16 protein-coding genes are annotated in these 22426 nt (G+C 72.9%); 3 read left to right on the top strand and 13 right to left on the bottom strand.

What is annotated here, in order from left to right:
• Positions 1–22: 22 nt before the first annotated feature.
• The 5 genes from ADL29_RS15555 to ADL29_RS15575 all read right to left on the bottom strand — a co-directional run bounded on the left by ADL29_RS15555 (position 23) and on the right by ADL29_RS15575 (position 8133).
• On the bottom strand, positions 23–1993 hold the full coding sequence (locus ADL29_RS15555) for an ATP-dependent DNA helicase (protein ID WP_053924246.1): 1971 nt from the start codon (positions 1991–1993) through the stop codon (positions 23–25).
• A gap of 60 nt (positions 1994–2053) precedes the next feature.
• Entirely contained in the window at positions 2054–3820 is a 1767-nt protein-coding gene (locus ADL29_RS15560; protein ID WP_053924247.1) for an IucA/IucC family protein, read from the bottom strand.
• 81 nt (positions 3821–3901) lie between these two features.
• Positions 3902–4603 (bottom strand): GNAT family N-acetyltransferase, encoded by a 702-nt coding sequence (locus ADL29_RS15565; protein WP_053924248.1) that lies wholly within the window; start codon positions 4601–4603, stop codon positions 3902–3904.
• 84 nt (positions 4604–4687) lie between these two features.
• Positions 4688–6742, bottom strand: a complete 2055-nt coding sequence (locus ADL29_RS15570; protein ID WP_053924249.1) for an IucA/IucC family protein — start codon at positions 6740–6742, stop codon at positions 4688–4690.
• Positions 6739–8133, bottom strand: coding sequence for a diaminobutyrate--2-oxoglutarate transaminase family protein (locus ADL29_RS15575; RefSeq protein WP_053924250.1), 1395 nt, complete (start codon positions 8131–8133; stop codon positions 6739–6741). The genes ADL29_RS15570 and ADL29_RS15575 overlap by 4 nt, the downstream gene beginning before the upstream one ends.
• Positions 8134–8414: 281 nt before the next feature.
• Here ADL29_RS15575 and ADL29_RS15580 point away from each other — a divergent pair, with 281 nt between their 5' ends.
• On the top strand, positions 8415–9602 hold the full coding sequence (locus ADL29_RS15580; protein ID WP_211274325.1) for a trypsin-like serine peptidase: 1188 nt from the start codon (positions 8415–8417) through the stop codon (positions 9600–9602).
• A gap of 114 nt (positions 9603–9716) precedes the next feature.
• Here ADL29_RS15580 and hflX read toward each other — a convergent pair whose 3' ends face one another.
• The 6 genes from hflX to miaA form a co-directional block, all read right to left on the bottom strand.
• Positions 9717–11204 (bottom strand): GTPase HflX, encoded by a 1488-nt coding sequence (gene hflX / locus ADL29_RS15585; RefSeq protein ID WP_053924252.1) that lies wholly within the window; start codon positions 11202–11204, stop codon positions 9717–9719.
• 248 nt (positions 11205–11452) lie between these two features.
• Positions 11453–12973 (bottom strand): M1 family metallopeptidase, encoded by a 1521-nt coding sequence (locus tag ADL29_RS15590; RefSeq protein ID WP_053924253.1) that lies wholly within the window; start codon positions 12971–12973, stop codon positions 11453–11455.
• 110 nt (positions 12974–13083) lie between these two features.
• The gene (locus ADL29_RS15595; RefSeq protein WP_053924254.1) at positions 13084–15264 is read right to left on the bottom strand and encodes a RelA/SpoT family protein; all 2181 of its coding nucleotides are present in this window, start codon (positions 15262–15264) and stop codon (positions 13084–13086) included.
• Positions 15265–15434: 170 nt separating this feature from the next.
• Positions 15435–16307, bottom strand: coding sequence for a diaminopimelate epimerase (dapF, locus tag ADL29_RS15600; protein ID WP_053924255.1), 873 nt, complete (start codon positions 16305–16307; stop codon positions 15435–15437).
• Positions 16308–16682: 375 nt separating this feature from the next.
• Positions 16683–17192 (bottom strand): hypothetical protein, encoded by a 510-nt coding sequence (locus ADL29_RS15605; RefSeq protein ID WP_053924256.1) that lies wholly within the window; start codon positions 17190–17192, stop codon positions 16683–16685.
• A 108-nt stretch (positions 17193–17300) separates the two neighbouring features.
• Positions 17301–18239, bottom strand: a complete 939-nt coding sequence (gene miaA / locus ADL29_RS15610) for a tRNA (adenosine(37)-N6)-dimethylallyltransferase MiaA (RefSeq protein WP_046925662.1) — start codon at positions 18237–18239, stop codon at positions 17301–17303.
• Between the two features lie 199 nt (positions 18240–18438).
• Between miaA and ADL29_RS15615 the strand changes: the two genes are divergently transcribed.
• Positions 18439–18759 carry a hypothetical protein gene (locus ADL29_RS15615; RefSeq protein WP_053924257.1) on the top strand — a complete coding sequence of 107 codons (321 nt, stop codon included), beginning with the start codon at positions 18439–18441 and terminating at the stop codon, positions 18757–18759.
• Positions 18760–18847: 88 nt separating this feature from the next.
• Here the strand turns inward: ADL29_RS15615 and ADL29_RS15620 are convergent, their stop codons facing one another.
• Positions 18848–19558 carry a class III extradiol dioxygenase subunit B-like domain-containing protein gene (locus ADL29_RS15620; protein WP_053924258.1) on the bottom strand — a complete coding sequence of 237 codons (711 nt, stop codon included), beginning with the start codon at positions 19556–19558 and terminating at the stop codon, positions 18848–18850.
• A gap of 139 nt (positions 19559–19697) precedes the next feature.
• Positions 19698–21215, bottom strand: a complete 1518-nt coding sequence (gene miaB / locus ADL29_RS15625; protein WP_053924259.1) for a tRNA (N6-isopentenyl adenosine(37)-C2)-methylthiotransferase MiaB — start codon at positions 21213–21215, stop codon at positions 19698–19700.
• A gap of 294 nt (positions 21216–21509) precedes the next feature.
• Between miaB and ADL29_RS15630 the strand changes: the two genes are divergently transcribed.
• Complete coding sequence (locus ADL29_RS15630) at positions 21510–22412, top strand: 4Fe-4S domain-containing protein (RefSeq protein WP_053924260.1); 903 nt, start codon at positions 21510–21512, stop codon at positions 22410–22412.
• Positions 22413–22426 lie beyond the last annotated feature (14 nt).

Here is a 22426-nt window from a genome sequence, read left to right on the forward strand (position 1 = left end):
GGCCGCGCAGCACAGAGCCCCGCTACTTCTCCGCCGCCTTCGCCGCCGCGTCGATCGCCGCCAGCGACCGCCGCACCTGATTGCGGTCCGTGGTGTACCAGAAGTCCGGCATGGACTTACGGAGGAAGGAGCCGTAGCGGGCCCGCTCCACCCTCGGGTCCAGCACCGCGACCACACCCCGGTCCCCGGTGGCCCGGACCAGACGGCCCGCTCCCTGCGCCATCAGCAGCGCCGCATGGGTCGCGGCGACCGCCATGAAGCCATTGCCGCCGGCCTCCTCCACGGCCTTCTGCCGGGCGCTCATCAGCGGATCGTCCGGCCGCGGGAAGGGCACCCGGTCCATCACCACCAGCTGGCAGTTCGGGCCCGGGACGTCCACGCCCTGCCACAGCGACAGCGTGCCGAACAGACACGTCCGGGCGTCCTCGGCGAAGGCCCGGATCAGCTCGCCGAGCGTGTCCTCGCCCTGGAGGAGGACCGGCATGTCAAGGCGGCCGCGCAGCTCCTCAGCCGCGGCCTGGGCGCCGCGCATCGACGAGAACAGGCCGAGCGTACGGCCGCCCGCGGCCTCCACCAGCTCTGCGAGCTCGTCGAGCATGTCCTGGCGGTTGCCCTCGCGGCCGGGCTGGGCGAGATGCTTGGCGACGTAGAGGATCCCCTGCTTCCCGTAGTCGAAGGGCGAGCCGACGTCGAGGCCCTTCCACGGAGGCGCATCCTCGGCTTCCGTGCCCTCGGGGGCCAGGCCCAGGGATGCCCCGACGCCGTTGAAGTCACCGCCGAGCTTGAGCGTGGCGGAGGTCAGGACGACGGAGCGGTCCTCGAAGAGCTTCTCGCGCAGGAGGCCGGAGACCGACAGCGGCGCGACGCGCAGGGAGGCCCCGAAGCGGTCATGGCGCTCGTACCAGACCACGTCGTACTCGGAGCCGTTCGCGATCCGCTCGGCGACGGCGTGGACGTTCTCCACCGAGGCCAGGGCCTGCTTGCGGACCGCGTCCTCGTCCTGGACGGATTTGTCCCGGGTCGAGCCGAGCGCGGTGATGACCGTACGGGCCGCGTCGCGCAGCGCCATCAGGCAGTAGCCGAGCTCCTCGGGGATCTCCTCCAGGCGGCCGGGCAGCGCCAGCTCCATCAGCCGCTCGAAGGTCTCGGAGGCGGTCTGGAGCTGGTCGGCGGCCTTTTCGTCGACGAGCCTGGCGGCCCGGCGCACCGCGCGGTTGACCTGGCCGGGGGTGAGCTCACCGGTGGCGACGCCGGTGACCCGGGAGACCAGCTCATGGGCCTCGTCGATGATCAGGACCTCGTGCTGCGGGAGGATCGGCGCGCCCTCGATGGCGTCGATGGCGAGCAGCGCGTGATTGGTGACCACCACATCGGCGAGCTTGGCGCGCTCCCTGGCGGCCTCGGCGAAGCACTCCGCGCCGTAGGCGCACTTGGAGGCGCCCAGGCACTCCCGGGAGGAGACCGAGACCTGCCCCCAGGCGCGGTCGGAGACACCGGGGGTGAGCGCATCGCGGTCGCCGGTCTCCGTCTCGTCCGCCCAGTCGCGCAGCCGGAGCAGGTCCTTGCCGAGCTTGCTGGTGGGCGTCGCCTGCTCGAACGGGTCGAAGAGGCCGTCCTCCTCGTCCTGCGGCACGCCCTCGTGCAGGCGGTGCAGGCAGAGGTAGTTGGAGCGGCCCTTGAGCATGGCGAACTCGGGACGGCGGCGCAGCTGCGGATGGAGCGCCTCGACCGTACGCGGAAGATCACGCTCGACGAGCTGGCGCTGGAGGGCGAGGGTTGCGGTGGCCACCACCACTCTCTCGCCGTGGGCCAGCGCCGGCACCAGATAGCCGAGGGATTTTCCGGTGCCGGTGCCGGCCTGGACGAGCAGATGGGAGTTCTCGTCCACGGCCCGGGCGACGGCTTCGGCCATCGCCACCTGGCCGGGGCGCTCGGTGCCGCCGACGGCGGTGACGGCGGCGTGGAGCAGATCGGGGAGAGAGGGCTTCGTCATAGCGCTTGCAAGCCTACGCGGGACCACTGACAGCGGGGTCCGTCACCGGACAATCGCCGGTCACAGGGCGTGCAGGGGGTTGGGAACGGTCCCGTGCACCGCGGCGTGCGGGCGGTCGCGGCGGTCGCGGTAGCCGTCGACGTGCAGCCGGTTGCGGTTCAGACACAGCCGGGCGATCCGCGGGGTGAGCAGGTCGAAGGTCTCGTGCCGCTCCTTCAGGCCCGGGAAGCGTTCGTGGTGGCTCAGGATCTCGGCCCGGACGAGTGACCAGAACTCGCCCTCGGGGACGCCGAGTTGGTCCTCGCACAGCGGCGCAAGATAGCGGAAAACGCCGACGAACAGGCCGGAGTGGATGAACTGGATCAAGAAGGACGGCGGTTCGGTCAGCAGCACCGCCCGTACCTCCTCCGGCATGGAGTCGTGCTCGGGCAGCGGCTGGGAGCTGGTGTTGACGTCGTCGACGAAGTCCTTGACCGCCAGGCGGGTGGGGATGTCGTGCTCGTCGAAGACGACGATGGCGTTCTCGCCGTGCGGGGAGAAGACCGTGCCGTACCGGTAGAGGAAGTGCAGCAGGGGCGGCAGCAGGGCGGCGAACAGGCGGCGCAGCCAGACGCGCGGGGCCAGGCCCGAGCGGTGGACCAGTTCGGCGGTCAGGGCGCGGCCGTGCGGGTCGGTCTGCAGCAGGGAGGCGAGGGTGCGGGCGCGTTCACCGGGGTCGAGCTGGGGGGTGACCGGCTCGCGCCAGATACAGCCGAGGAGCTCCTTGAACTGGTACGGGACGCCGGGCAGCCGGTCGTAGAGGGGGTGCTCGACGGTGACGGAGGCGGTCTCGCCGAGCAGGATCACCCGGGTCTCGTCGCACAGGTAGGGGTCCTCGTCGCGCAGGCTTTGGACCCAGCGGGTGACGGCGGGGGCGGCGAGGGTGCGCTCGGTGGGCAGTCCGCGCCACACGAGCGTGTTGAGGATGGACAGCGGCAGCTTGACCGTACGGCCCTGGGGGCGGCTGATGTTGGTGAAGGTGCGGATCGACTGCTGCGGGAGCCGCAGGTCGTTGTCAGTGGGCAGCGCGATGATGGATCCGTCGGCGAGCTGCGGCGCGAAGAGCGGGGCGATGGTCTCGTCCCACTGCCAGGGATGCACGGGGAGGTAGAGGTAGTCGGCGGGCTCGCGGCCCAGGGAGGCGACGGTGCGGGCGAAGGTGTCGCGGACGGCGGGGGTGAGTTCCTCGCCGTAGAGACGGTCGGGGGTGGCGAGGGTGGGAATACCGCGGTAGTGGGCCAGGCTGTGGTGTGCGGCGAGCCACGGCAGCCGCTCGGGGGTCCGGGCCTCCGGGGCCCAGTGCGCCGCGTCGGCGGCCGAGAAGCCGAGCCGGCCTTTGTTGGCGACGAGCCAGGGGTGGCCGGTCTGGTGGCCTTCGAGGCCGGCGTAGTCCAGGTCGGCGAGGTCGGCGGCGGTGACGGCGGTGGCGTCGAGGCGGGTGTCGGCGGCGAGCGTGGCGGTCAGCTCGCGGACGAGATGGCCGGTGGTGTCGCCGGACAGGCCCAGCACGGTGTCGTGGGCGTGGGTGAGGAAGCGCAGGGGGTCGGAGTCGGGGGTGAGGGATTCGGGGTCGACGCGCCAGTGGCCGTAGGCGCCGCGGCGGGCGTGGAAGTGGTAGACGAGATCGTCGGTGACCGTGAGGCGGTAGCGCGCGGTGCCGTCGGGGGCGGTGCCGTCGGGCTCGGGGGTGAGGATTTCCTCGTACGCGAACTCCGCCAGCATCTTGGCGAACAGTCGGCGTGCGGCGTGCTGCCAGGCGCTGTGCGGGGGCTGGGGCGCGGGGGTCAAGGCGGGACTCCTCGAAACGGGACGGCCCCGGCTCGTACGAGGGACAGCCGGGGCGGGGGTGGACGGGGGCCGGCGCAGGGGTCAGAGCAGATGCCGGGAGTCGCGGTCGCGGATCATCAGCGCCGCGCGTTTGTCGGGCAGTTCGATCTCCTCGCTGTAGCGGAAGCCGGCGCTCAGGAAGGCCGCCACGGAGGCGGTGTTGCGCAGATCGGGCTCGGCGATGACCCGCTCGCACGACGGCCGGCGGTCCAGTACGAGATCGGCGGTGGCACGCAGCAGGGTGGTGCCCAGGCCCCGGGAGCGGTCGCCGGCGCCGCCGATCAGGAGGTGCAGGCCGGTGTCCTGGGGGCGGGCGGAGTAGGAGCGGGCGACGGGGTCGAGATCGGCCCGGTAGATCTCCCAGTAGCTCATCGGGACGCCGTTCAGGACGCCGAGGAAGGGCACGCTGCGGCCGTCGCCCGCCAGCTGGGTGCGCAGGTGGGCGGCGGTGGTCTCCGGGGCGCCGGCCAGTTCCCAGAAGGCAGCGACGGCCGGGTCGTTCATCCAGCGGGCGATCCGGCCGAGATCGCGGTCGAGGCGGACGGGGACGAGCGCGAACGGCCCGGCGGGGGTGTCCGCCACGGCCCCGTCGGCCAGACCGCCGAGCAGGGCGCCCGCGGCCGGGGTGCCGGCCGGGGGCTGTTGCCGGGGCACCTCGTCGCACAAGACGCGCCGTTCGGGCGGAAGGTGCAGGCCGAGGGTGCCTGCGGAGCTGGAGCCGAGGCCGGATTCGGTGGGTGGCACGACGGCGCTCTCCTCTCGTGGCCGTCCGGCGGGGGCCTTGTGGGCCGTGGACGGCGCCGGGGTCCGGGGGCGGATACGGCGGGGCTAGACGGCGAGGGGGTTGGGCACGGTGACGTAGACGGACTGGGTGTCGACGGGGCCGACGAGCTCGTCCAGGCCGTGCAGCCGGGTGGCGAGGTTGGCCTTGCAGCGCAGGGTGCGGGCGGTCAGCAGCTGCTCGGGCAGGGCCGAGCGGTGGGGGCGGGGGGCCGCGGCGGCGTCGGCGAGGAAGCGGCGGAAGGCGGCGAGCAGGATCTCCTCGCGGATCAGGTGCTGGGCGCCGAAGGCTCCGATGAGGCCGAGGACGTTGTTGATGCCGAGGTAGTAGGCGAACCGTTCGTCGGTGACTTCGTCGGAGACGAAGGTGTCGCTGGTCGCGCCGATGCCGGGCAGCCGCCGCTGGAGGTCGGCGCGCCGGGACTCGCGGAAGTAGTAGCCCTGGTTGTCCCGGTAGCGGCCGCCGACGGGCCAGCCGTCGGGGTCGAGGAGCACGAGGGTGTTCTGCTGGTGGGCCTCCAGGGCGACGCCCGCGGTGCCGTCGAGCCACAGGACGGGCCGCACGACCGCCTCCAGGTAGCGCAGGAACCATTCGGTGGCGACGGCGCCCTGGGGGCGGCCGGTGCGGGCGGAGAGCGCCCCGATGAGCCCTTCGAGCCGGGAGCGCACGCCCGGATGCCCGGGCCAGGGCCGGGGCGAGGTGAGTCCGGCGATGCAGACGGCGTCGTCGGCGGGGATGAAGGGGTTGTGGCGGATGACGACGTCCAGGCCCTGGACGGGGCGCCCGTCGAGGCCGTCGACGGCGAGATAGGCCGGGTCGCGGACGATGTCGAAGCCGGGATGGACGGACTGCCACTGCTCGGCGAGGCCGGTGCGCAGCAGCCGGTGGACCTCGACGCCGCGTTCGAGTTCCTTGCGGAGGTTCTCCCGGCGGGAGTTGGTGATGCGCAGGCCGAGGGAGAGCTTGAGCATGGCGTCCGCGTCGGGGCGGTACACGGTGCGTACGGAGGAGGTGGGGTGCCACAGGGGGCCGTGGGGGCCCAGATCGTGCAGCAGGCCGGCGTCGCGGAGGGCGGCGATGTCGGGGCGGCCGGCCAGTTCGCGAGCCTGCCAGGGGTGCAGGGGCAACGGCACGGTGTCGTCGGGGAGTTGCAGGCCCTGTGCCAGGCGTCCGGCCAGCTGCGGGGCCGGTACGGGCTTGCCGCGCTCGGTCCAGGCGGAGTCGGTGGCGAGGACGGAGCGGTGGACGGCCGTCCAGTGCAGCGGGAAGGCGCCGCGCAGCTCGGGCGAATAGGCGCGGGTCTCGGCCTCGGTGAGGCCCTCGCGGCTCTTGGGTGTGGGGTGCAGGGGGTGGCCGAGCAGGAGGGACTGTTCGGCGTCGAGGAAGAGGGAGGCGTGGGTGTCGGCCGGGCGGGTGCGGCGGTCGGCGAGGAAGACGGCGGTGCTGCGGACGGAGGCCGCGACCCGGCCGACGAGTTCGGCGCCGTCGCCGTCGGGTGCCTGCGGCCGCTCGCTCTCGGGGGTGTGGTGCCGTTCGCCGGGCGCCCGGGGCGTAGCGCCGTCGGCCGTTCCGTCGTCGCCGTCCGGTGCCCGGCGCTCGCCTCCGTACGCGGCCTCCCGGCGCAGCAGCGCGGCCACGGTGACGGCGTCCAGGGGGGCGGCGACGGGCGGGGCGCCTTCGAGGGCGGGGGCGCCGAGGCGGTGCCAGCCGGTGGGCGACCAGTAGCGGACGGGGATGTGCAGGGCGGTGCCGCTGGCGTGGAGCGGGATGCGCAGCCGGCCGCCGGCCGGGCGGCGGGCGCCGCTCTCGCGGATCCAGCAGCGCAGCAGGCTCTCGATGCCGGCGGCGTCGGCGGCGGCCGCCGGGTCCGGGTGGTCGAGGGGGTCGGCATCGGCGGGCAGCGCGCGGTCGCAGGGGCGCGGGGCGCCGTGCGCGGCGGCCGCGGGCCGGGTCTGGCGTTCCGGGAGCGGCTGGTGGCAGGGGTCGTCGTCCGCGGTGTGCCGCTGCTGGCGCGGCACGGTCGGCTCGGTGGTGGCGCCGCCGTCGTGGGCGGACAGCCGGCCGGCGGCCGGGGTCCCGTCGGGGCCGGGGCGTTCGTTCATGGGGTGGTGCCTCGCATTGTCGTGGGGGACGAGCCCGTCGGCCCGGGGGTGGTGCGGACCGCCGCCGCGATGGCGTCGGCGAGGCGGTCGAGGATCGCGTCCGCCTGTTCGTCGGTGATGGTCAGGGGTGGCAGCAGACGGACGACGGCGGAGTGCCGGCCGCCGAGTTCGACGATCAGGCCGCGGTCCAGACAGGCGCGCTGGACGGCGGCGGCGAGCCGGGGGTCGGCGGGGCGGGCGCCGCCGGCGTCGGGGCCGGCATCGCGGTCGACGAGCTCGACGCCGAGCATCAGGCCGCGGCCGCGGACGTCGCCGATGCAGTCGTGGCGGGCGGCGAGCCCGCCGAGCCGGGCGAGCATCCGGGCGCCCAGCTCCTGGGCGCGGCGGTCGAGTTGATGCTCGCGGACGTGGGCGAGGGTGGCGCGGCCGGCGGCCATCGCGAGCTGGTTGCCGCGGAAGGTGCCGGCGTGCGCGCCGGGCTGCCAGGCGTCGAGGTCCCCGCGGTAGACGATCACGGCGAGCGGCAGACTGCCGCCGATCGCCTTCGACAGGACGAGGACGTCGGGCACGATCCCGCTGTGCTCGATGGCCCAGAAGGTGCCGGTGCGGCCGACGCCGGTCTGCACCTCGTCCACGATCAGCGGGATGCCCCGCTCGGCGGTGATCTCCCGCATCCGCCGCAGCCAGCCGTCCGGCGCGGGGATCACCCCGCCTTCTCCCTGGACGGGCTCCAGGATCATCCCGGCGGGCCGGGTCACCCCGCTCTTGTCGTCGTCGAGCAGGTTCTGGGCCCAGCGGGCGGAGAGTTCGGCGCCGCGTTCCCCTCCGGTGGCGAACGGGCAGCGGTAGTCGTAGGGATAGGGCAGCCGGGTCACGCTGGTGTGCCGCGCTCCCCCGGAGGCCGCGAGCGCCTCGGCGGTCATGCCGTGATAGGCGCCGGAGAAGGCCATCAGACCGTCTCGGCCGGTGGCCGTGCGGACCAGCTTGAAGGCGGCCTCCACGGCGTCCGTTCCGGCCGGTCCGCAGAACTGGATGCGTGCCGTTTCGGCCAATTCCCGCGGCAGCGTGGCGAACAGTTCGGTGACGAAGGCGTCCTTGACGGGGGTCGCCAGGTCGAGGGTGTGCAGCGGCGCGCCGGAGTCGAGGACGGTATGGATCGCTTCTAGCACGACGGGGTGGTTGTGCCCGAGCGCGAGGGTGCCGGCGCCGGAGAGGCAGTCGAGGTAACGGCGGCCGTCGGCGCCCTCGATGGTCAGCCCGCGGGCGCGCACCGGGACGATGGGCAGCGAACGCGCGTAGGTACGGGCAGCGGACTCACGCAGGGACTGGCGGCGCAGGATCCCTTCGTGGGCCGACGGCACCGCCGCCGGCACGGTTTCGGTCAACGCCACGGCAGTTGTGTCCTCCTGCTGGTGTGCTGTTGGATGCCGCTCGGGCCGGCTGAGCAGCCCGGCGGTCCCCCGTACGTACCAACGACGCCGCGGACGGCGGATCACGGCCACCGTCAAGATCCTTGCGGGGCCGGAACCGGGGACCCGGCTACCACCGTCTGTGTCGGCACCGGCATAGTGGGGGGTCGCGCCGGGATCTTGGGGTTCATGACAAGTTCACATGGCGCACCTCAGCACAGGCCGTACCGGGCCATCCAGAAACAAACAGGGGGAACTCACCCATGCGATCCATACGTCGGCCAGTGATGGCTGCCGCCGCTCTCACCGCCGTGGTGGCGCTGACCGCGACCGGTTGCGGGCCGTCCGACGAGCCCGCGAACGACAAGCCGACCAACGCGGCCGGGGACACCTCGGGCGGGGGTAAGTTCGAAATCCCCAAGGAGATCCAGGACAAGCTGAAGGAGCACGGCTTCGACCTGGACAAGTGGAAGAACGGCGAGTGGAAGAACTGGTCCAAGGACAAGTGGCTCCGCGAGGCCGGGGAGTTCATCAACCCGATCATCAAGGACTTCTGGAACCCGGACAAGATCGGTAAGGCCAAGCCGCCGCAGGACAACACCAAGCCCGGCGACGTCTCGGAGGACCAGGGCAAGACCGATCCGGAGCCCGACGCCGTCCCGGCCAAGGCGGTCGGGACCCCGTACGACAAGACGGCGCCCGGTGTCGGCCTTCTCGTGTTCAGCACGCCGGAGGGCGACGCCCGCTGCACCGCCACGGTCGTCAAGGACCCGGCGCACCCCGGTAAGTCCAACCTGGTGTGGACCGCGGCGCACTGTGTGCACGCCGGCAAGAACGGCGGCTGGTACCGCAACCTGATCTTCGTGCCGAGCTTCAACAAGACGGGCGGCACCGCCGGCGAGATCAAGAACAAGCCCTTCGAGGAGCGTGTCCCCAAGGGCAAGTGGTGGGCCGACGACCTGGCCACGTCCAAGGAGTGGATCAAGGACGGCGGCGCCGTTCCGGGCGTGCCGATGGCTCCGTACGACTTCGCGCTGATGCACGTCAAGCCCGAGGAGAACACCGGCGGCAAGTCTCTGGAGGAGATCGCCGGCGGTGCGTACGACGTCAACTTCAACGCTTCGCCGATCGGTAAGATCCCCAGCCTGACCGCGCAGGGCTACCCGGCCGAGGCGCCGTTCGACGGCGCATCGCTGCAGCAGTGCACCGACAAGCCGACCCGCCTGTCGATGGCCGCCGAGAAGCCGACCATGTACCGGATCGGCTGCACCATGACCGCCGGCTCCTCCGGTGGCCCCTGGTTCACCAAGGGCACCGACGGCAAGCTGCAGCTGATCTCCAACATGTCGATGGGCCCGCGCCCCGCCAAGTGGGCGGCCGGACCGCACCTCGGTCCGGAGGCCAAGTCCCTCTTCGACGCGATGAGCCAGAAGTGGGCCAACAAGCAGTAAACGGCTGAGGGGTGTGCCCGCCGCTCCGGCGGCAGGCACCCGCCCTGCTGGGTACGACGAAGGCCCGCACCGGATTTCCCCGGTGCGGGCCTTCGTCGTATCCGTCCTGCGGGGCTACGCCGCCGGGACGAACGGGCGGAACTCGGCGGCCAGTTCCTCGTGTACCCGCGCCTTGAGGACCGTGCCCTCGGCGGTGTGCTCCTCGGAGATGACCTCGCCCTCGGCATGCGCCCGCGAGACCAGGGCGCCCTGGGTGTAGGGCACCAGCGCCACGATCTCGACCTGGGGCCGGGGAAGTTCCTCGTCGAGCAGTTCGAGCAGCTCCGTCATGCCCTGGCCGGTACGGGCGGACACGGCGAGGGCGTGCTTCTCGTTGCGCAGCAGGCGCTGCAGCACCAGCGGATCGGCGGCGTCCGCCTTGTTGACGACCACGATCTCGGGCACGTCCGTCGCGCCCACCTCGCGGATCACCTCGCGGACGGCGGCCAGCTGCTCCTCCGGCACCGGATGCGAGCCGTCGACCACATGCAGGATGAGATCGGAGTCGCCGACCTCCTCCATCGTGGAGCGGAACGCCTCGACCAGGTGGTGGGGCAGATGCCGGACGAAACCGACGGTGTCGGCGAGGGTATAGAGCCGCCCGCTGGGGGTCTCGGCCCGGCGGACGGTCGGGTCCAGGGTGGCGAACAGGGCGTTCTCCACCAGGACACCGGCGCCGGTGAGGCGGTTGAGCAGGGAGGACTTGCCGGCGTTGGTGTAGCCGGCGATGGCGACCGAGGGGACCTTGTGGCGCTTGCGTTCCTGGCGCTTGATGTCCCGGCCGGTCTTCATCTCCGCGATCTCCCGGCGCATCTTCGCCATCTTCTCGCGGATCCGCCGCCGGTCCGTCTCGATCTTGGTCTCACCGGGACCACGGGTGGCCATGCCGCCGCCCGCAGAGCCGGAGCCACCGCCACCCATCTGCCGGGACAGCGACTGACCCCAGCCACGGAGCCTGGGGAGCATGTACTGCATCTGTGCCAGCGAGACCTGCGCCTTGCCCTCGCGGGACTTGGCGTGCTGGGCGAAGATGTCGAGGATCAGGGCGGTCCGGTCGACCACCTTGACCTTGACGACGTCCTCGAGGTGGATCAGCTGGCCCGGGGAGAGCTCACCGTCGCACACCACGGTGTCGGCCCCGGATTCGAGGACGATGTCGCGCAGCTCCAGGGCCTTGCCGGAGCCGATGTAGGTGGCCGGGTCGGGCTTGTCGCGGCGCTGGATGACGCCGTCGAGCACCACGGCGCCGGCCGTCTCGGCCAGGGCGGCGAGCTCCGCCAGGGAGTTCTCCGACTCCTGCACCGAGCCGGTGGTCCAGACGCCGACCAGGACGACCCGCTCCAGACGCAGCTGGCGGTACTCGACCTCGGTGACGTCTTCGAGCTCGGTGGACAGGCCCGCCACACGGCGCAGCGCGGCGCGCTCCGAGCGGTCGTACTGGTCGCCGTCACGCTCCCCGTCGATCTCGTGGCTCCAGGCGACGTCCTCTTCCATCAGGGCGTCGGCCCGAAGGCTCTCGGGGAGGCGCTGCCGGTCCTGCGGAAGGGAAGAAGAGGAGGTCATTTGATCCTTTGTGTCGTCGGTATGTGCGTGCCGGGGACCGGGCGGTCCCTGGGACGGGCGCGGATGCTCTGCGCTGTCGCCCATCACAACGTCGGAGCCACCCCGAATGATTCCCGGGCGGCCGTCGGCGTCGACCCGAAGATGGTCGCACGGCCCGTTACGGCGCGTCACGCGGGTTTCCGGCGTTTTTCCGCGGCGGGGCGCGCTGTGCCTCGTACGGCCCACCGGGGAGGCGGGCCGTCCGGTCATTACGGCTTCTTGGACTGCCACTCCGGGTGGCCGGGCATCGGCGGGGTCTTCGCCTCGTAGAGCCAGCTCCGGAAGAAGCCGGTCAGGTCCTGCCCGGCGATCTCGGAGGCGAGGCGGACGAAGTCGGCGGTCCCTGCGACGCCGTCGCGGTGGCGGGTCACCCAGGTCCGCTCGAGGCGGTCGAAGGCGGCGGCGCCGATGCGTTGCCGCAGGGCGTAGAGGGCCAGTGCGCCGCCGTCGTAGATGGAGGGCCGGAAGATGCTGATCTTCTTGCCGGGGCTGGCGGCCTTGGGGGCCGCGGGCGCGCCGCCGTCGGCCCGCCAGCCGTCCGACTGCTGGTAGGCCCGCTGCATCCGGGTGTCCAGGTTGGCCTGCCCGCCGGCCTTGTCCTGGGCGTAGAGCGCTTCGTACCAGGTGGCGTGTGCCTCGTTCAGCCAGACGTCGGACCAGCGGTGGGGGCTGACGCTGTCGCCGAACCACTGGTGGGCCAGCTCGTGCACCATGACCGACTCGATGTACCAGTCGGGGATCCGGCCGGTGGTGAACAGGTCCTTCTCGAAGAGCGAGAGGGTCTGGGTCTCCAGCTCGTAGCCGGTGCGGGCATCCGCGAGCAGCACCCCGTAGGTCTCGAAGGGGAAGCGGCCGACGTGGCGCTCCATCCAGGCCAGATGACCGGGTGTCTTGGCCGCCCAGCGGGCGAGTGCCGCGCGGTGGGCGGTCGGCACGACGCTCCGTACCGGCAGGCCGTGCGGCCCCTGGGACCGCAGGACGGTGGACCGGCCGAGGGAGACCTGCGCCAGCTCGGTGGCCATCGGATGGGCGGTGCGGTAGGTCCAGACGCGGCGCGGTCCGCGGTCCGCCTGTCCGGCGGGCTCTCCGTTGGCGACGGCCGTCACGCCCTGGGGTGCGGTGATCCGGAAGGTGAAGAAGGCCTTGTCGGAGGGGTGATCGTTGCAGGGGAAGACGCGGTGCGCGGCGTCCGCCTGGTTCGCCATCGCCAGCCCGTCGGCGGTACGGATCCAGCCTGCGTCGCTTCTGCCCCGGGGGTCGCTGGTGTGCCGTACGACGATCCGCAGCTTCTGCCCGGGGGCGATCCGCTCGGCCGGGGTGATCACCAGGTCCTCGCCGTCCTGCTGGTGGCGGGCGGGCCGGCCGTCGATCTCCACGGAGTGGACCTGGCCGCGGGCGAAGTCGAGGTTGAGGTGGCCGAGCCCCGTGGTGGCGCGGGCGGTGATCTCGGTGACGGCGTTCAGCGGGCGGTCGTTGTGCCCGGAGTAGTCCAGGTCGACGCGGTAGGAGGTGACGTCGTAACCGGGGTTACCGAGGGTGGGGAACAGCCGGTCGCCGATGCCGAGCGCACGGGGGGCGTCCGGGGGCGAGGCGGCGCCCAGCAGGGTGACGGCGGCGAGCGAGAGGGCGGCGGCCCGGCGGGCGCCCCGCGACGGGATCCGCCGGCGCGGGCTGTGGGGCGCGGCGGCGGGGCCGGTATCGGGGGCAGGTCGACGCGAGGGAAGGGACATGGGCTAGGGCTTATCAGCGCCGTCGCCCGGCCTGTGGACGGCGCGGCAAAACGGCACCCGAACGGGCGGTGGATCGGGCGTCCGGCTCCTCCACGGGTGCGGCGCTGCTCTCAGGGCCGCAGTGCGGCGGCCGGCCTGTCCCGTCCCGCGCGCAGGACATCGAAGACGCCCGGGACCTCGCGCATCGCGCGCATCAGGGAGGGCAGTCCGGCGGCGTTGGGCAGATGCAGCGTGTAGGTGTGCCGCACCCGCTGCTCATGCGGTGGTTCGACGGCGGCGGACACCACGGCGACGCCCTGGGCGGCGATCGCCTCGGTGAGGTCGGCCAGCAGATGAGGGCGGCTGAATGCCTCGGCCAGCAGGGTCACCCGGCAGCCGTGGTTGGTGCGGCCCGCGCGGCGCCAGCGCACTCCGACCGGCTGGCGGCCGGTCGCGGCCATCCGGGCCACGACGGGGCACAGGGCGCGGTGCACGGTGACCGTGCCGCCCCGTACGGCGAATCCGGTGACGTTGTCCGGCGGCACCGGGGTGCAGCAGCCCGCCAGGCGCACCGAGGCGCCGGGCAGATCGGCGACGGCCAGGACGGCGGCGGGGGTGATCTCGGCCGCGGCTCCGGTGTCGTGGCCGCTGGCGGCGGGGCCCGGCGGGGGCGGCTGCGGGGCCGGCTCGCCGGTGTCCTGCCCGGCGGACCGGGACAGCCACCGGGAGATGGCGAGCCGGGCGGCCGGGGTACGGGCGTGGTCGAGCCACTCCGGTGCGGGCCCGGCGGCCGTATCGGGGGCGTCCGGCGCCATCAGGAGGTGCAGGCTGTCGCCGTCGTGCAGGACGGTGGCGAGGGCGGCGAGGCGGCCGTTGACCCGCGCGCCGATGCAGCAGTGCGCCGCCTCGCCGTACCGGGCGTAGGCGGCGTCCACACAGCTCGCCCCGGCGGGCAGGCCGATGGTGCCGTCCGCGGGGCCGCCGGGCGGGCCGCCCGCGCAGAAGACCGTGATCTCCAGGTCCTGCGCCAGGTCGTCTCGCAGCGAGGTCCAGAAGGTGTCGGGGTCGGGGGTGGTGCGCTGCCATTCCAGGAGGCGGGAGAGCCAGCCGGGGCGGGTCGGGTCGGCCCGCTCGCCTTCGGGGGCGTCCGGGCCGTCCGTGGGGGTGTACGGGTTGCCCAGCGCGATCACCCCGGCCTCGGCGACGCGGTGCATCTGGTGCGTGCGGATCAGCGTCTCGGCGATCTGGCCGGACTCGCCGGTGACGGCGGTGTGCAGCGACTGGTAGAGGTTGAATTTCGGGGCGGCGATGAAGTCCTTGAACTCGGAGACGACCGGGGTGAAGCAGGTGTGCAGCTCGCCCAGGACGGCGTAGCAGTCGGCGTCCTCGGCGACCAGGACCAGCAGTCGCCCCAGGTCCGCGCCGGTCAGCTCGCCGCGGGCCATCCGGACGCGGTGCACGGAGACGAAGTGGCGGGGGCGTACCAGGACCCGGGCCTGGATTCCGGCCTCGTCCAGGGTGGTGCGGACCCGCGCGGCGATGGCGGCGAGCGGGTCGGGGCGGCCGGCGTGCTCGTCGACCAGGCGGCGGGTGGTGGCGTATTCCTCCGGGTGCAGGATCGCGAAGACCAGGTCCTCCAGCTCGGTCTTGAGTGCCTGGACGCCGAGGCGTTCGGCGAGCGGGATGAGGACGTCGCGGGTCACCTTGGCGATCCGGGCCTGTTTCTCGGGGCGCATCACACCGAGGGTGCGCATGTTGTGCAGCCGGTCGGCGAGCTTGATGGACATGACCCGGACGTCGTTCCCGGTGGCGACCAGCATCTTGCGGAAGGTCTCCGGCTCGGCGGCCGCGCCGTAGTCGACCTTCTCCAGCTTGGTGACCCCGTCGACCAGATAGCTGACCTCGGCGCCGAACTGTTCCCGTACCTGATCGAGTGTCACCTCCGTGTCCTCGACGGTGTCGTGGAGCAGGGAGGCGGTCAGGGTCGTGGTCTCCGCGCCGAGTTCGGCAAGGATGAGGGTGACCGCGAGGGGGTGGGTGATGTACGGCTCGCCGCTCTTGCGCATCTGTCCGCGGTGCGAGGACTCGGCCAGCACATACGCCTTGCTCAGGATGTCCAGTCCGGCGTCCGGGTGGTGGCGGCGGTGCACCTGGGCGACGTGTTCCAGGGCGTCGGGGAGGCCGTCGCGGCCGGCCGTGCCGATCAGCGCGGCCCGTCCGATCCGGCGCAGCCCCCGGACGTCCAGCCGGGGGCGGGCGCGCCTGCGGCCCGCCGCTTCAGGGGTAGCGGGGTCAGTGGCCTCTGCGCTCATGGGCACCTCCGGCGGCGTCGACCGGCGGCGGGACGCCCTCCCTCGGCATCACTCGGAACGTCCGGGCCGGTGCTTGATGCTACCGAGCCCATCACGCACCGCTGTACGCCTCTCGCTCAGCGTGAAACGGATCATCCATTCGAGCGAATTTCCCGGCGAAACCGCACCCGTCAGCTGAGCGCTGTGGTCAACCAGGCCGGGTCGAAGGTGCCCTCGGCGACGATCACGGCCGGTCCGGTCATCTCGACCGTGCCGTCGGGCAGCTCGGTGATCGACAGGCTGCCGCCGAGGACGTCGACGGTGTAGGTGACGGGCAGTCCGGTCACGGCGGGGTCGGCGCCGTCCCGGCGGGCGGCGGCGACCGCGACCGCGCAGGCGCCGGTGCCGCAGGAGCGGGTCTCGCCCGAGCCGCGCTCGTGCACCCGCATCGCCACATGGCGCGGGCCGCGGTCGACGACGAACTCGATGTTCACGCCGTCCGGATAAACCGCCGCTGGGCTGAACGGCGGTACGGTCCGCAGCTCCCCGGCGTGGGCCAGGTCCTCGACGAAGGCGACCGCGTGCGGATTGCCCATGTTGACGTTGCGGGCCGGCCAGCTGCGGCCGTCCAGGGTGACGGTGACGCTCTCCTCGGGGAGCTGGGCGCGGCCCATGGAGACCGTGACATCGCCGGTCTTGTCCAGATGCACCCGGCGCACTCCGGCGCGGGTGGCGATCGCGAGGTCGCCCGCCTCCACCAGGCCGGCGTGCAGCAGGTAGTGCGCGAAGACCCGGACGCCGTTGCCGCACATCTCGGCGAGGGAACCGTCGCCGTTGCGGTAGTCCATGAACCACTCGGCCTCGCCGGCCTGGTCGCGCGCCTCCGGGTGCGCGGCGGACCGTACGACATGCAGCAGGCCGTCGCCGCCGAGCCCCGCGCGCCGGTCGCAGATCCGGGCGACCGCGGCCGCGGACAGGTCGAGGCGGCCGTCCGGGTCGGGAACGATCACGAAGTCGTTCTCGGTGCCATGGCCCTTGAGGAAAGCGATGCGCTGTGTGGTCACCCCTGCATCGTACGGGCTTGCGCCTGGCGGGGACGGGTTGTCCACAGGCACCTGGGACGGGCTGCGTGCGGCCGGCTGCGGATTCAGCGGCCCGCCCCTCGGAGGCCACGCTCGTACGCCCGGGCCGCCCCCGGAGGCCGCGCTCATGGATCCGCTCCCGCGTCGCAGGCCGCGCTCCTGCACCCGGCCGTCCCCTCGCAGGCGACACTCATGCACCCGCTCCCCCGTCGCAGGCCGCGCTCATACACCCGCCCACCCCCCGAAGGGGGGTGGGCGACGGGGAAAAATCTGGGCGGGAACCTGGACGCACACGACGGGACCCCGGACAAGAGCCTGCCCACGCACCCGAACAGGCACCCCGCGGAAACCGGCCGCTCAGCGCAGCCGGGCCACCCGCCAGATGGCGAGCGCCGCCAGGACGGCCACCACCGCGGCGTAGATCAGCAGGATGCGCCAATCGGCGCGGCGGCCGGAGCTCCGGGAGGGCAGGCCGGGCCAGGTGTGGCCGGCGCGGCGGGCGGCCATCATGCCCCAGCCGGCGGCGCAGCAGCACAGCAGCAGGCCGAGCATGGCTATCACCGCCCCGCCGTCGCCGCCGAATTCGAAGGCCAGCGGGAAGCCGAACATCAGCGAGCCGACGGAGGCGAGCACCACGATCGGAGCGAGCTGCCACAGGCGCAGTCGGCGCGGAGGGCGCAGCTCCCGGAAGGACTCGCCGCCCTCCGGGGGCGTGTCGGCGTCGGCGTCCAGGCCGTCGTGGGCGTCAAGACCACCGTCGAGGCTGTCAGGGGCGTCGTGGAAGTCCGGACCGTCCTGGGTCAGCGGTGTCGTTCCGTCGCCGCCGTGGTCGGTTTCCTGGGCTCCGTTGCGAGGGCCGGCCTCCATTGCCACGCGCCCTCCCCACTGCAGACTGCACGCCTCGATCGAAGGTCGATGATGACACGCCCTCAGGGGCCCGGATGACGGCCGGAGCGTCCCGATGCCATGACGTGATCAGGCTGTGACCGGTCGTTCGAGCAACTCCAGCGCGAGCCGCGGCAGGTCCGCGCGGCGGTCGGCGGCGCCGCTGAGCCAGTGGACCCGCGGGTCCCGGCGGAACCAGGAGTCCTGGCGGCGCGCGAAGCGCTTGGTGGCGCGCACCGTTTCGTCGCGCGCCTCCTGTTCGGTGCACTCCCCCGCCAGCTGGGCGAGCACCTGCTGGTAGCCGAGCGCCCGGGAGGCCGTACGGCCCTCGCGCAGCCCCTCGCCCTCCAGACGGCGCACCTCGTCCACCAGGCCCGCGTCCCACATCCGGTCGACCCGGCGCGCGATGCGCTCGTCGAGTTCGGGGCGTTCGACGTCGACGCCGATCTGCAGGGTGTCGTAGACCGCCTCGTGACCGGGGAGGTTGGCGGTGAACGGACGGCCGGTGATCTCGATGACCTCGAGGGCGCGCACGATGCGCCGGCCGTTGCTGGCCAGGATGGCGCGTGCCGCCTCCGGGTCGGCGGCGGCGAGCCGGTCGTGCAGGGCGCCGCTGCCGTGTTCGGCGAGCTCGGCCTCCAGGCGGGCGCGTACCCCGGGGTCGGTGCCGGGGAAGTCGAGGGCGTCGATGGCGCCGCGTACGTACAGGCCGGAGCCGCCGACGAGCACCGGCGTGCGCCCCTCGGCCAGCAGCCGGTCGATCTCGGCGCGGGCCAGCCGCTGGTACTCGGCGACGCTGGCCGCCCGGGTCACGTCCCAGATGTCCAGGAGGCGGTGCGGGACGCCCTGCTGCTCCTCGGGCGTGAGTTTGGCGGTGCCGATGTCCATGCCGCGGTAGAGCTGCATGGAGTCGGCGTTGATGACCTCGCCGCCCAGGTGGCGGGCGAGCGCGACGCCCAGATCGGACTTTCCGGCCGCGGTGGGACCGACGACGGCGATGACCCGCGGAGCGGGAACGGCGGTGTTCACCCGGTCAGTCTCGCAAACATCACGCTCTCATCCCGAATGAGCGACGTGACGGGCTACCCATGGCGTCGTTGCCTGTTCGGGGTCCCGAGAGCCGGTGCACAACCGGCGCCCGCGGGCGGCGCAACAGGACGCTCCGGGCTTCGACGGATTTCACCCTTTTGTGCACAGCTGAAGACGTCATGAGAAGTAAGGAGCGGTTATGGGCCTGTTTTCGCGGTTCGGGCGGCGCAAGGAAGCGGCCGGTTCCGAGGAGTCGGCGGTGGCGTCGGATTCCGTGGAGCCGGGGGACGCGGCGGACGAGGCCGGTGTGACGGCCGGGGCCGAGGGGGCGGCGAAGGAGCCGGCCGCCGACGGCCGGGCCGAGAGCCGGGATGCCGGGAAAACCGCGGCGGGCGAGAAGGACCGGGAGGCGGAGGAGACCGGCAAGGGCGACGAGTCCGCCGGGAGCCCGGGGATCCCGCGGCAGCAGTCCGCGGAGGCGGCGGCCGACAGCGGGACGGGGGACGGCGCCCGCAAGTAGGGCGGCGCGGGACACGGCGGCGGCCGCGGGGCACCAAGCCCTCGTGGCCGCCGTTGCCGTACGGACGCCGCCTCAGGGGCGGCGGCGGTCAGGACCAGGCCGCCACGAAGTAGCCGACGCCGTAGGGCGCCTCCTCGCGGAGGAGTTCGCCCTGCAGGTCCGCGCCCTGGGCGGCGCCCGCCAGGATCTGCCAGCAGGCGCGCCCGGACGCCTGGAGGTCGAAGGCGAGTTCCTCGTCCAGTGCGGTCAGCGCGGAGGTGTCGGCGGCTCCGAGGGCGCGGGCCGCCGCCGCGTCGAACGCCTCGGCCCGCTCGTCGAAGTACCCCGGGGCCTTCACCGTGCGGCGGGCGCTGCCGTCGCCCATCGCCAGGATCGCGATCCGCGGCGCGGAGGCGGCGATCTCGCGGCCCACCGGGAGGCAGCGGTCGCGGGGCAGCGGTTCGCCCACGCCCAGCCCTTCGACGGGGGCGTCGTCCCAGTCCGCGCGGGACAGCAGCCAGGCGCCGACGGCCAGCGACGGCGGGAGTTCCCGCTCGGGCGACTCGTCCGAGGCGCCCAGCGGGACCTCGAGGTCCACCCCGAAGCCGCGGAACGAGCCGACGGCGCCCTGGGGATGCGGGCCGCGGCCCGCCTGTTCGGCCGGGCCGAGGACGACCAGCCGATCCGGGCGGGCGGCGGCCAGCACGCCGACCGCGTCGAGGCAGGCGGCCCGCAGCGGGTCCAGCTCGGGCGCGGCCCCGGAGGCGACCTCCGGGACGAGGAGCGGCGGACAGGGACAGATGGCGGCGGCTACGAGCATGGCACGCAGCGTAACGCTCCGGGTGGGCGGCACTGCGGCTCGGCCGCCCTTCGGCCGGGCCGGTGGACGCGGCCCGGCAACCGGCGTGCGCCGGCAACGGGCATGCCCCGCAACAGGCATGCCCGCTCACCGTCGCGGCTCAGTCGCAGCCGCAGCCCGCCGCCGGGGCCGGGGCGGGCGCCGGGGCACCGATCGTCGGCAGCCCCAGGAGAACGCCCTTGGGCTTCTCCTGCGGGGCGGCGTTGCGCTTCTCCCAGGCGTCGCCGGCCCGGGTGCGCCGTACGGAGCGGACCGGGCCCTCGGCGAGGAGGTGGTGCGGGGCGGCGTAGGTGATGTCGACCGTGACCATGTCCCCGGGGCGGACCGGCTCTTCGGGCCGGGTGAAGTGGACGAGGCGGTTGTCGGGGGCGCGGCCGGACAGCCGGTGCGTGGCGTCGTCCTTGCGTCCCTCGCCCTCGGCGACCATGACCTCGAGCGTGCGCCCGACCTGTTTCTTGTTCTCCTCCCAGGAGATCTCCTCCTGGAGGGCGACCAGCCGCTCGTAGCGCTCCTGGACGACCGCCTTGGGGATCTGGTCCTCCATGTCGGCGGCCGGCGTCCCGGGGCGCTTGGAGTACTGGAAGGTGAAGGCCTGTGCGAAGCGGGACTCGCGGACCGTGTGCAGGGTCTGCTCGAAGTCCTCCTCGGTCTCGCCCGGGAAGCCGACGATGATGTCCGTCGAGATGGCGGCGTCCGGCATGGCGGCCCGCACCTTCTCGATGATGCCCAGGAAGCGCTCCTGGCGGTACGAGCGACGCATGGCCTTCAGCACGCGGTCGGAGCCGGACTGCAGCGGCATGTGCAGCTGCGGCATGACATTGGGCGTCTCGGCCATGGCGGCGATGACGTCGTCGGTGAAGTCGCGCGGGTGCGGCGAGGTGAAGCGCACCCGCTCCAGCCCCTCGATCCTCCCGCAGGCCCGCAGCAGCTTGCTGAACGCCTCGCGGTCGCCGATGTCGGACCCGTACGCGTTCACGTTCTGGCCGAGCAGGGTGATCTCGCTGACGCCCTCGGCGACCAGCGCCTCGACCTCGGCGAGGATGTCGCCGGGCCGGCGGTCCTTCTCCTTGCCGCGCAGCGCCGGGACGATACAGAAGGTGCAGGTGTTGTTACAGCCGACGGAGATCGAGACCCAGGCCGCGTACGCGCTCTCGCGCCGGGTCGGCAGCGTCGAGGGGAACGCCTCCAGCGACTCGGCGATCTCGACCTGCGCCTCCTCCTGGATGCGGGCGCGCTCCAGCAGGACCGGCAGCTTGCCGATGTTGTGCGTCCCGAAGACCACATCGACCCAGGGTGCCTTCTTGACGATGGTGTCCCGGTCCTTCTGGGCCAGGCACCCGCCGACCGCGATCTGCATACCGGGCCGCGCCGCCTTCTGGGGAGCGAGCTGCCCCAGGTTGCCGTAGAGCCGGTTGTCGGCGTTCTCCCGTACCGCGCAGGTGTTGAAGACGACCACGTCGGCGCCGTCGGCGTCCTTGGGCGCCCGGACATACCCGGCGTCCTCGAGGAGGCCCGACAGCCGCTCGGAGTCATGGACGTTCATCTGGCACCCGTAGGTGCGGATCGCATAGGTCTTGGGAGAACGCACGTCATGGCTCCGGTCGCTGCTGCTGGTCATCCTTCAAGGTTAAGGGGACGCCGGGGAAGCATTCGCCCCCGTCGGCGGGCTGCCGTTTCCCGCCCGGGGACCGCGTGACAGGCGCATCGGCCAGCAGTCACTGTCAGTGACTTTCCGCGAGCGATCCGCCGAGAGATTTCTGACATGAGCATGCCTATATCCATGTCTGCTGAGAGACGCACCGGCCGGAAGAAACAAGACCTGACGCCCCTTCCGCTTCCGGCCGCCACCGGGCAATCCTCGTGCCCGGAGACCGGAGCACCGGTACGCAGCACACACGAAGCGAGTCACACCGTGAACGACGACAACAACCAGGACGACAACAACTGGTACGTGGACGACCGCTGCACCAACTGCGACGTCGCCAGACAGCTGGCGCCGGGCCTGATCGGTGAGGTCGACGGACGCTCCGAGGTCCTGCGGCAGCCGCGCGGCGCGGCGGAGGAACGCCGCTTACACGCCGCCGCGTTCGCCTGTCCTTCGCGTTCCGTCCGCCACCCCTCCCGTCGGCTCGCCCCGGCGCTGGACCCGTTCCCCCTGCCTCTCGGCGACGGCGACGACACCGTCCTCCTCTGCGGACACAACTCCCCGCACACCGCCGGGGCCAACGCGTTCCTCCTGAAGCGCCCCTCGGGGACGGCGATGATGATCGACACCCCTCGCTGGAGCGAGGCGCTGGCCACGCGCTACGAGAGCTTCGGCGCCGTGACCGACGTCCTGCTCACCCACCGGGACCACGCGGCGCACGGCCGCCGCTACGCCGACCGCTTCGGGGCCCGGCTGTGGATCCACGAGGGCGATCTGGACGCGGCTCCGGATGCCGACCGGATCCTGCGCGGCACCGGGCCCGCCGAGATCGCCGAGGGCGTGGTCGCCCATCCGCTTCCGGGCCACACCCGGGGAAGCGTGCTCTATGTCGCGGACGAGCGGTACTGCTTCAGCGGAGACAGCTTCTACTGGTCGCGCACCACGGACGACATCGAGGTGGCGGAGAGCGTCACCTGGTACTCGATCACGGAGCTGGCCGCCTCGCTGGCCCGTACGGCCGACCGGCTGCGTTTCGAGTGGCTGCTCGCCGGACACGGCGACCGCAAGCAGCTGCCCGCGCCGCAGATGGCACAGCGCATGCGGGAGCTGACCGCCCGTGTCCGGGAGATGCGGCCGCGGCCCATCGACTTCACCGCGGTGCGCTGGTGAGCGGCCGTCCGTCC

The organism is Streptomyces chattanoogensis, assembly GCF_001294335.1.
Classification (GTDB): Bacteria; Actinomycetota; Actinomycetes; order Streptomycetales; family Streptomycetaceae; genus Streptomyces; species Streptomyces chattanoogensis.

Excerpts from the sequence above, each read along its gene's own strand:
- ADL29_RS15555 (WP_053924246.1), bottom strand. The coding sequence starts at position 1,993 with ATGACGAAGCCCTCTCTCCCCGATCTGCTCCACGCCGCCGTCACCGCC.
- miaB (WP_053924259.1), bottom strand. The coding sequence starts at position 21,215 with ATGACCAGCAGCAGCGACCGGAGCCATGACGTGCGTTCTCCCAAGACC.
- ADL29_RS15590 (WP_053924253.1), bottom strand. The coding sequence starts at position 12,973 with ATGTCCCTTCCCTCGCGTCGACCTGCCCCCGATACCGGCCCCGCCGCC.
- ADL29_RS15595 (WP_053924254.1), bottom strand. The coding sequence starts at position 15,264 with ATGAGCGCAGAGGCCACTGACCCCGCTACCCCTGAAGCGGCGGGCCGC.
- ADL29_RS15605 (WP_053924256.1), bottom strand. The coding sequence starts at position 17,192 with ATGGAGGCCGGCCCTCGCAACGGAGCCCAGGAAACCGACCACGGCGGC.
- ADL29_RS15620 (WP_053924258.1), bottom strand. The coding sequence starts at position 19,558 with ATGCTCGTAGCCGCCGCCATCTGTCCCTGTCCGCCGCTCCTCGTCCCG.
- ADL29_RS15615 (WP_053924257.1), top strand. The coding sequence starts at position 18,439 with ATGGGCCTGTTTTCGCGGTTCGGGCGGCGCAAGGAAGCGGCCGGTTCC.
- hflX (WP_053924252.1), bottom strand. The coding sequence starts at position 11,204 with ATGACCTCCTCTTCTTCCCTTCCGCAGGACCGGCAGCGCCTCCCCGAG.
- ADL29_RS15580 (WP_211274325.1), top strand. The coding sequence starts at position 8,415 with ATGCGATCCATACGTCGGCCAGTGATGGCTGCCGCCGCTCTCACCGCC.
- ADL29_RS15570 (WP_053924249.1), bottom strand. The coding sequence starts at position 6,742 with ATGAACGAACGCCCCGGCCCCGACGGGACCCCGGCCGCCGGCCGGCTG.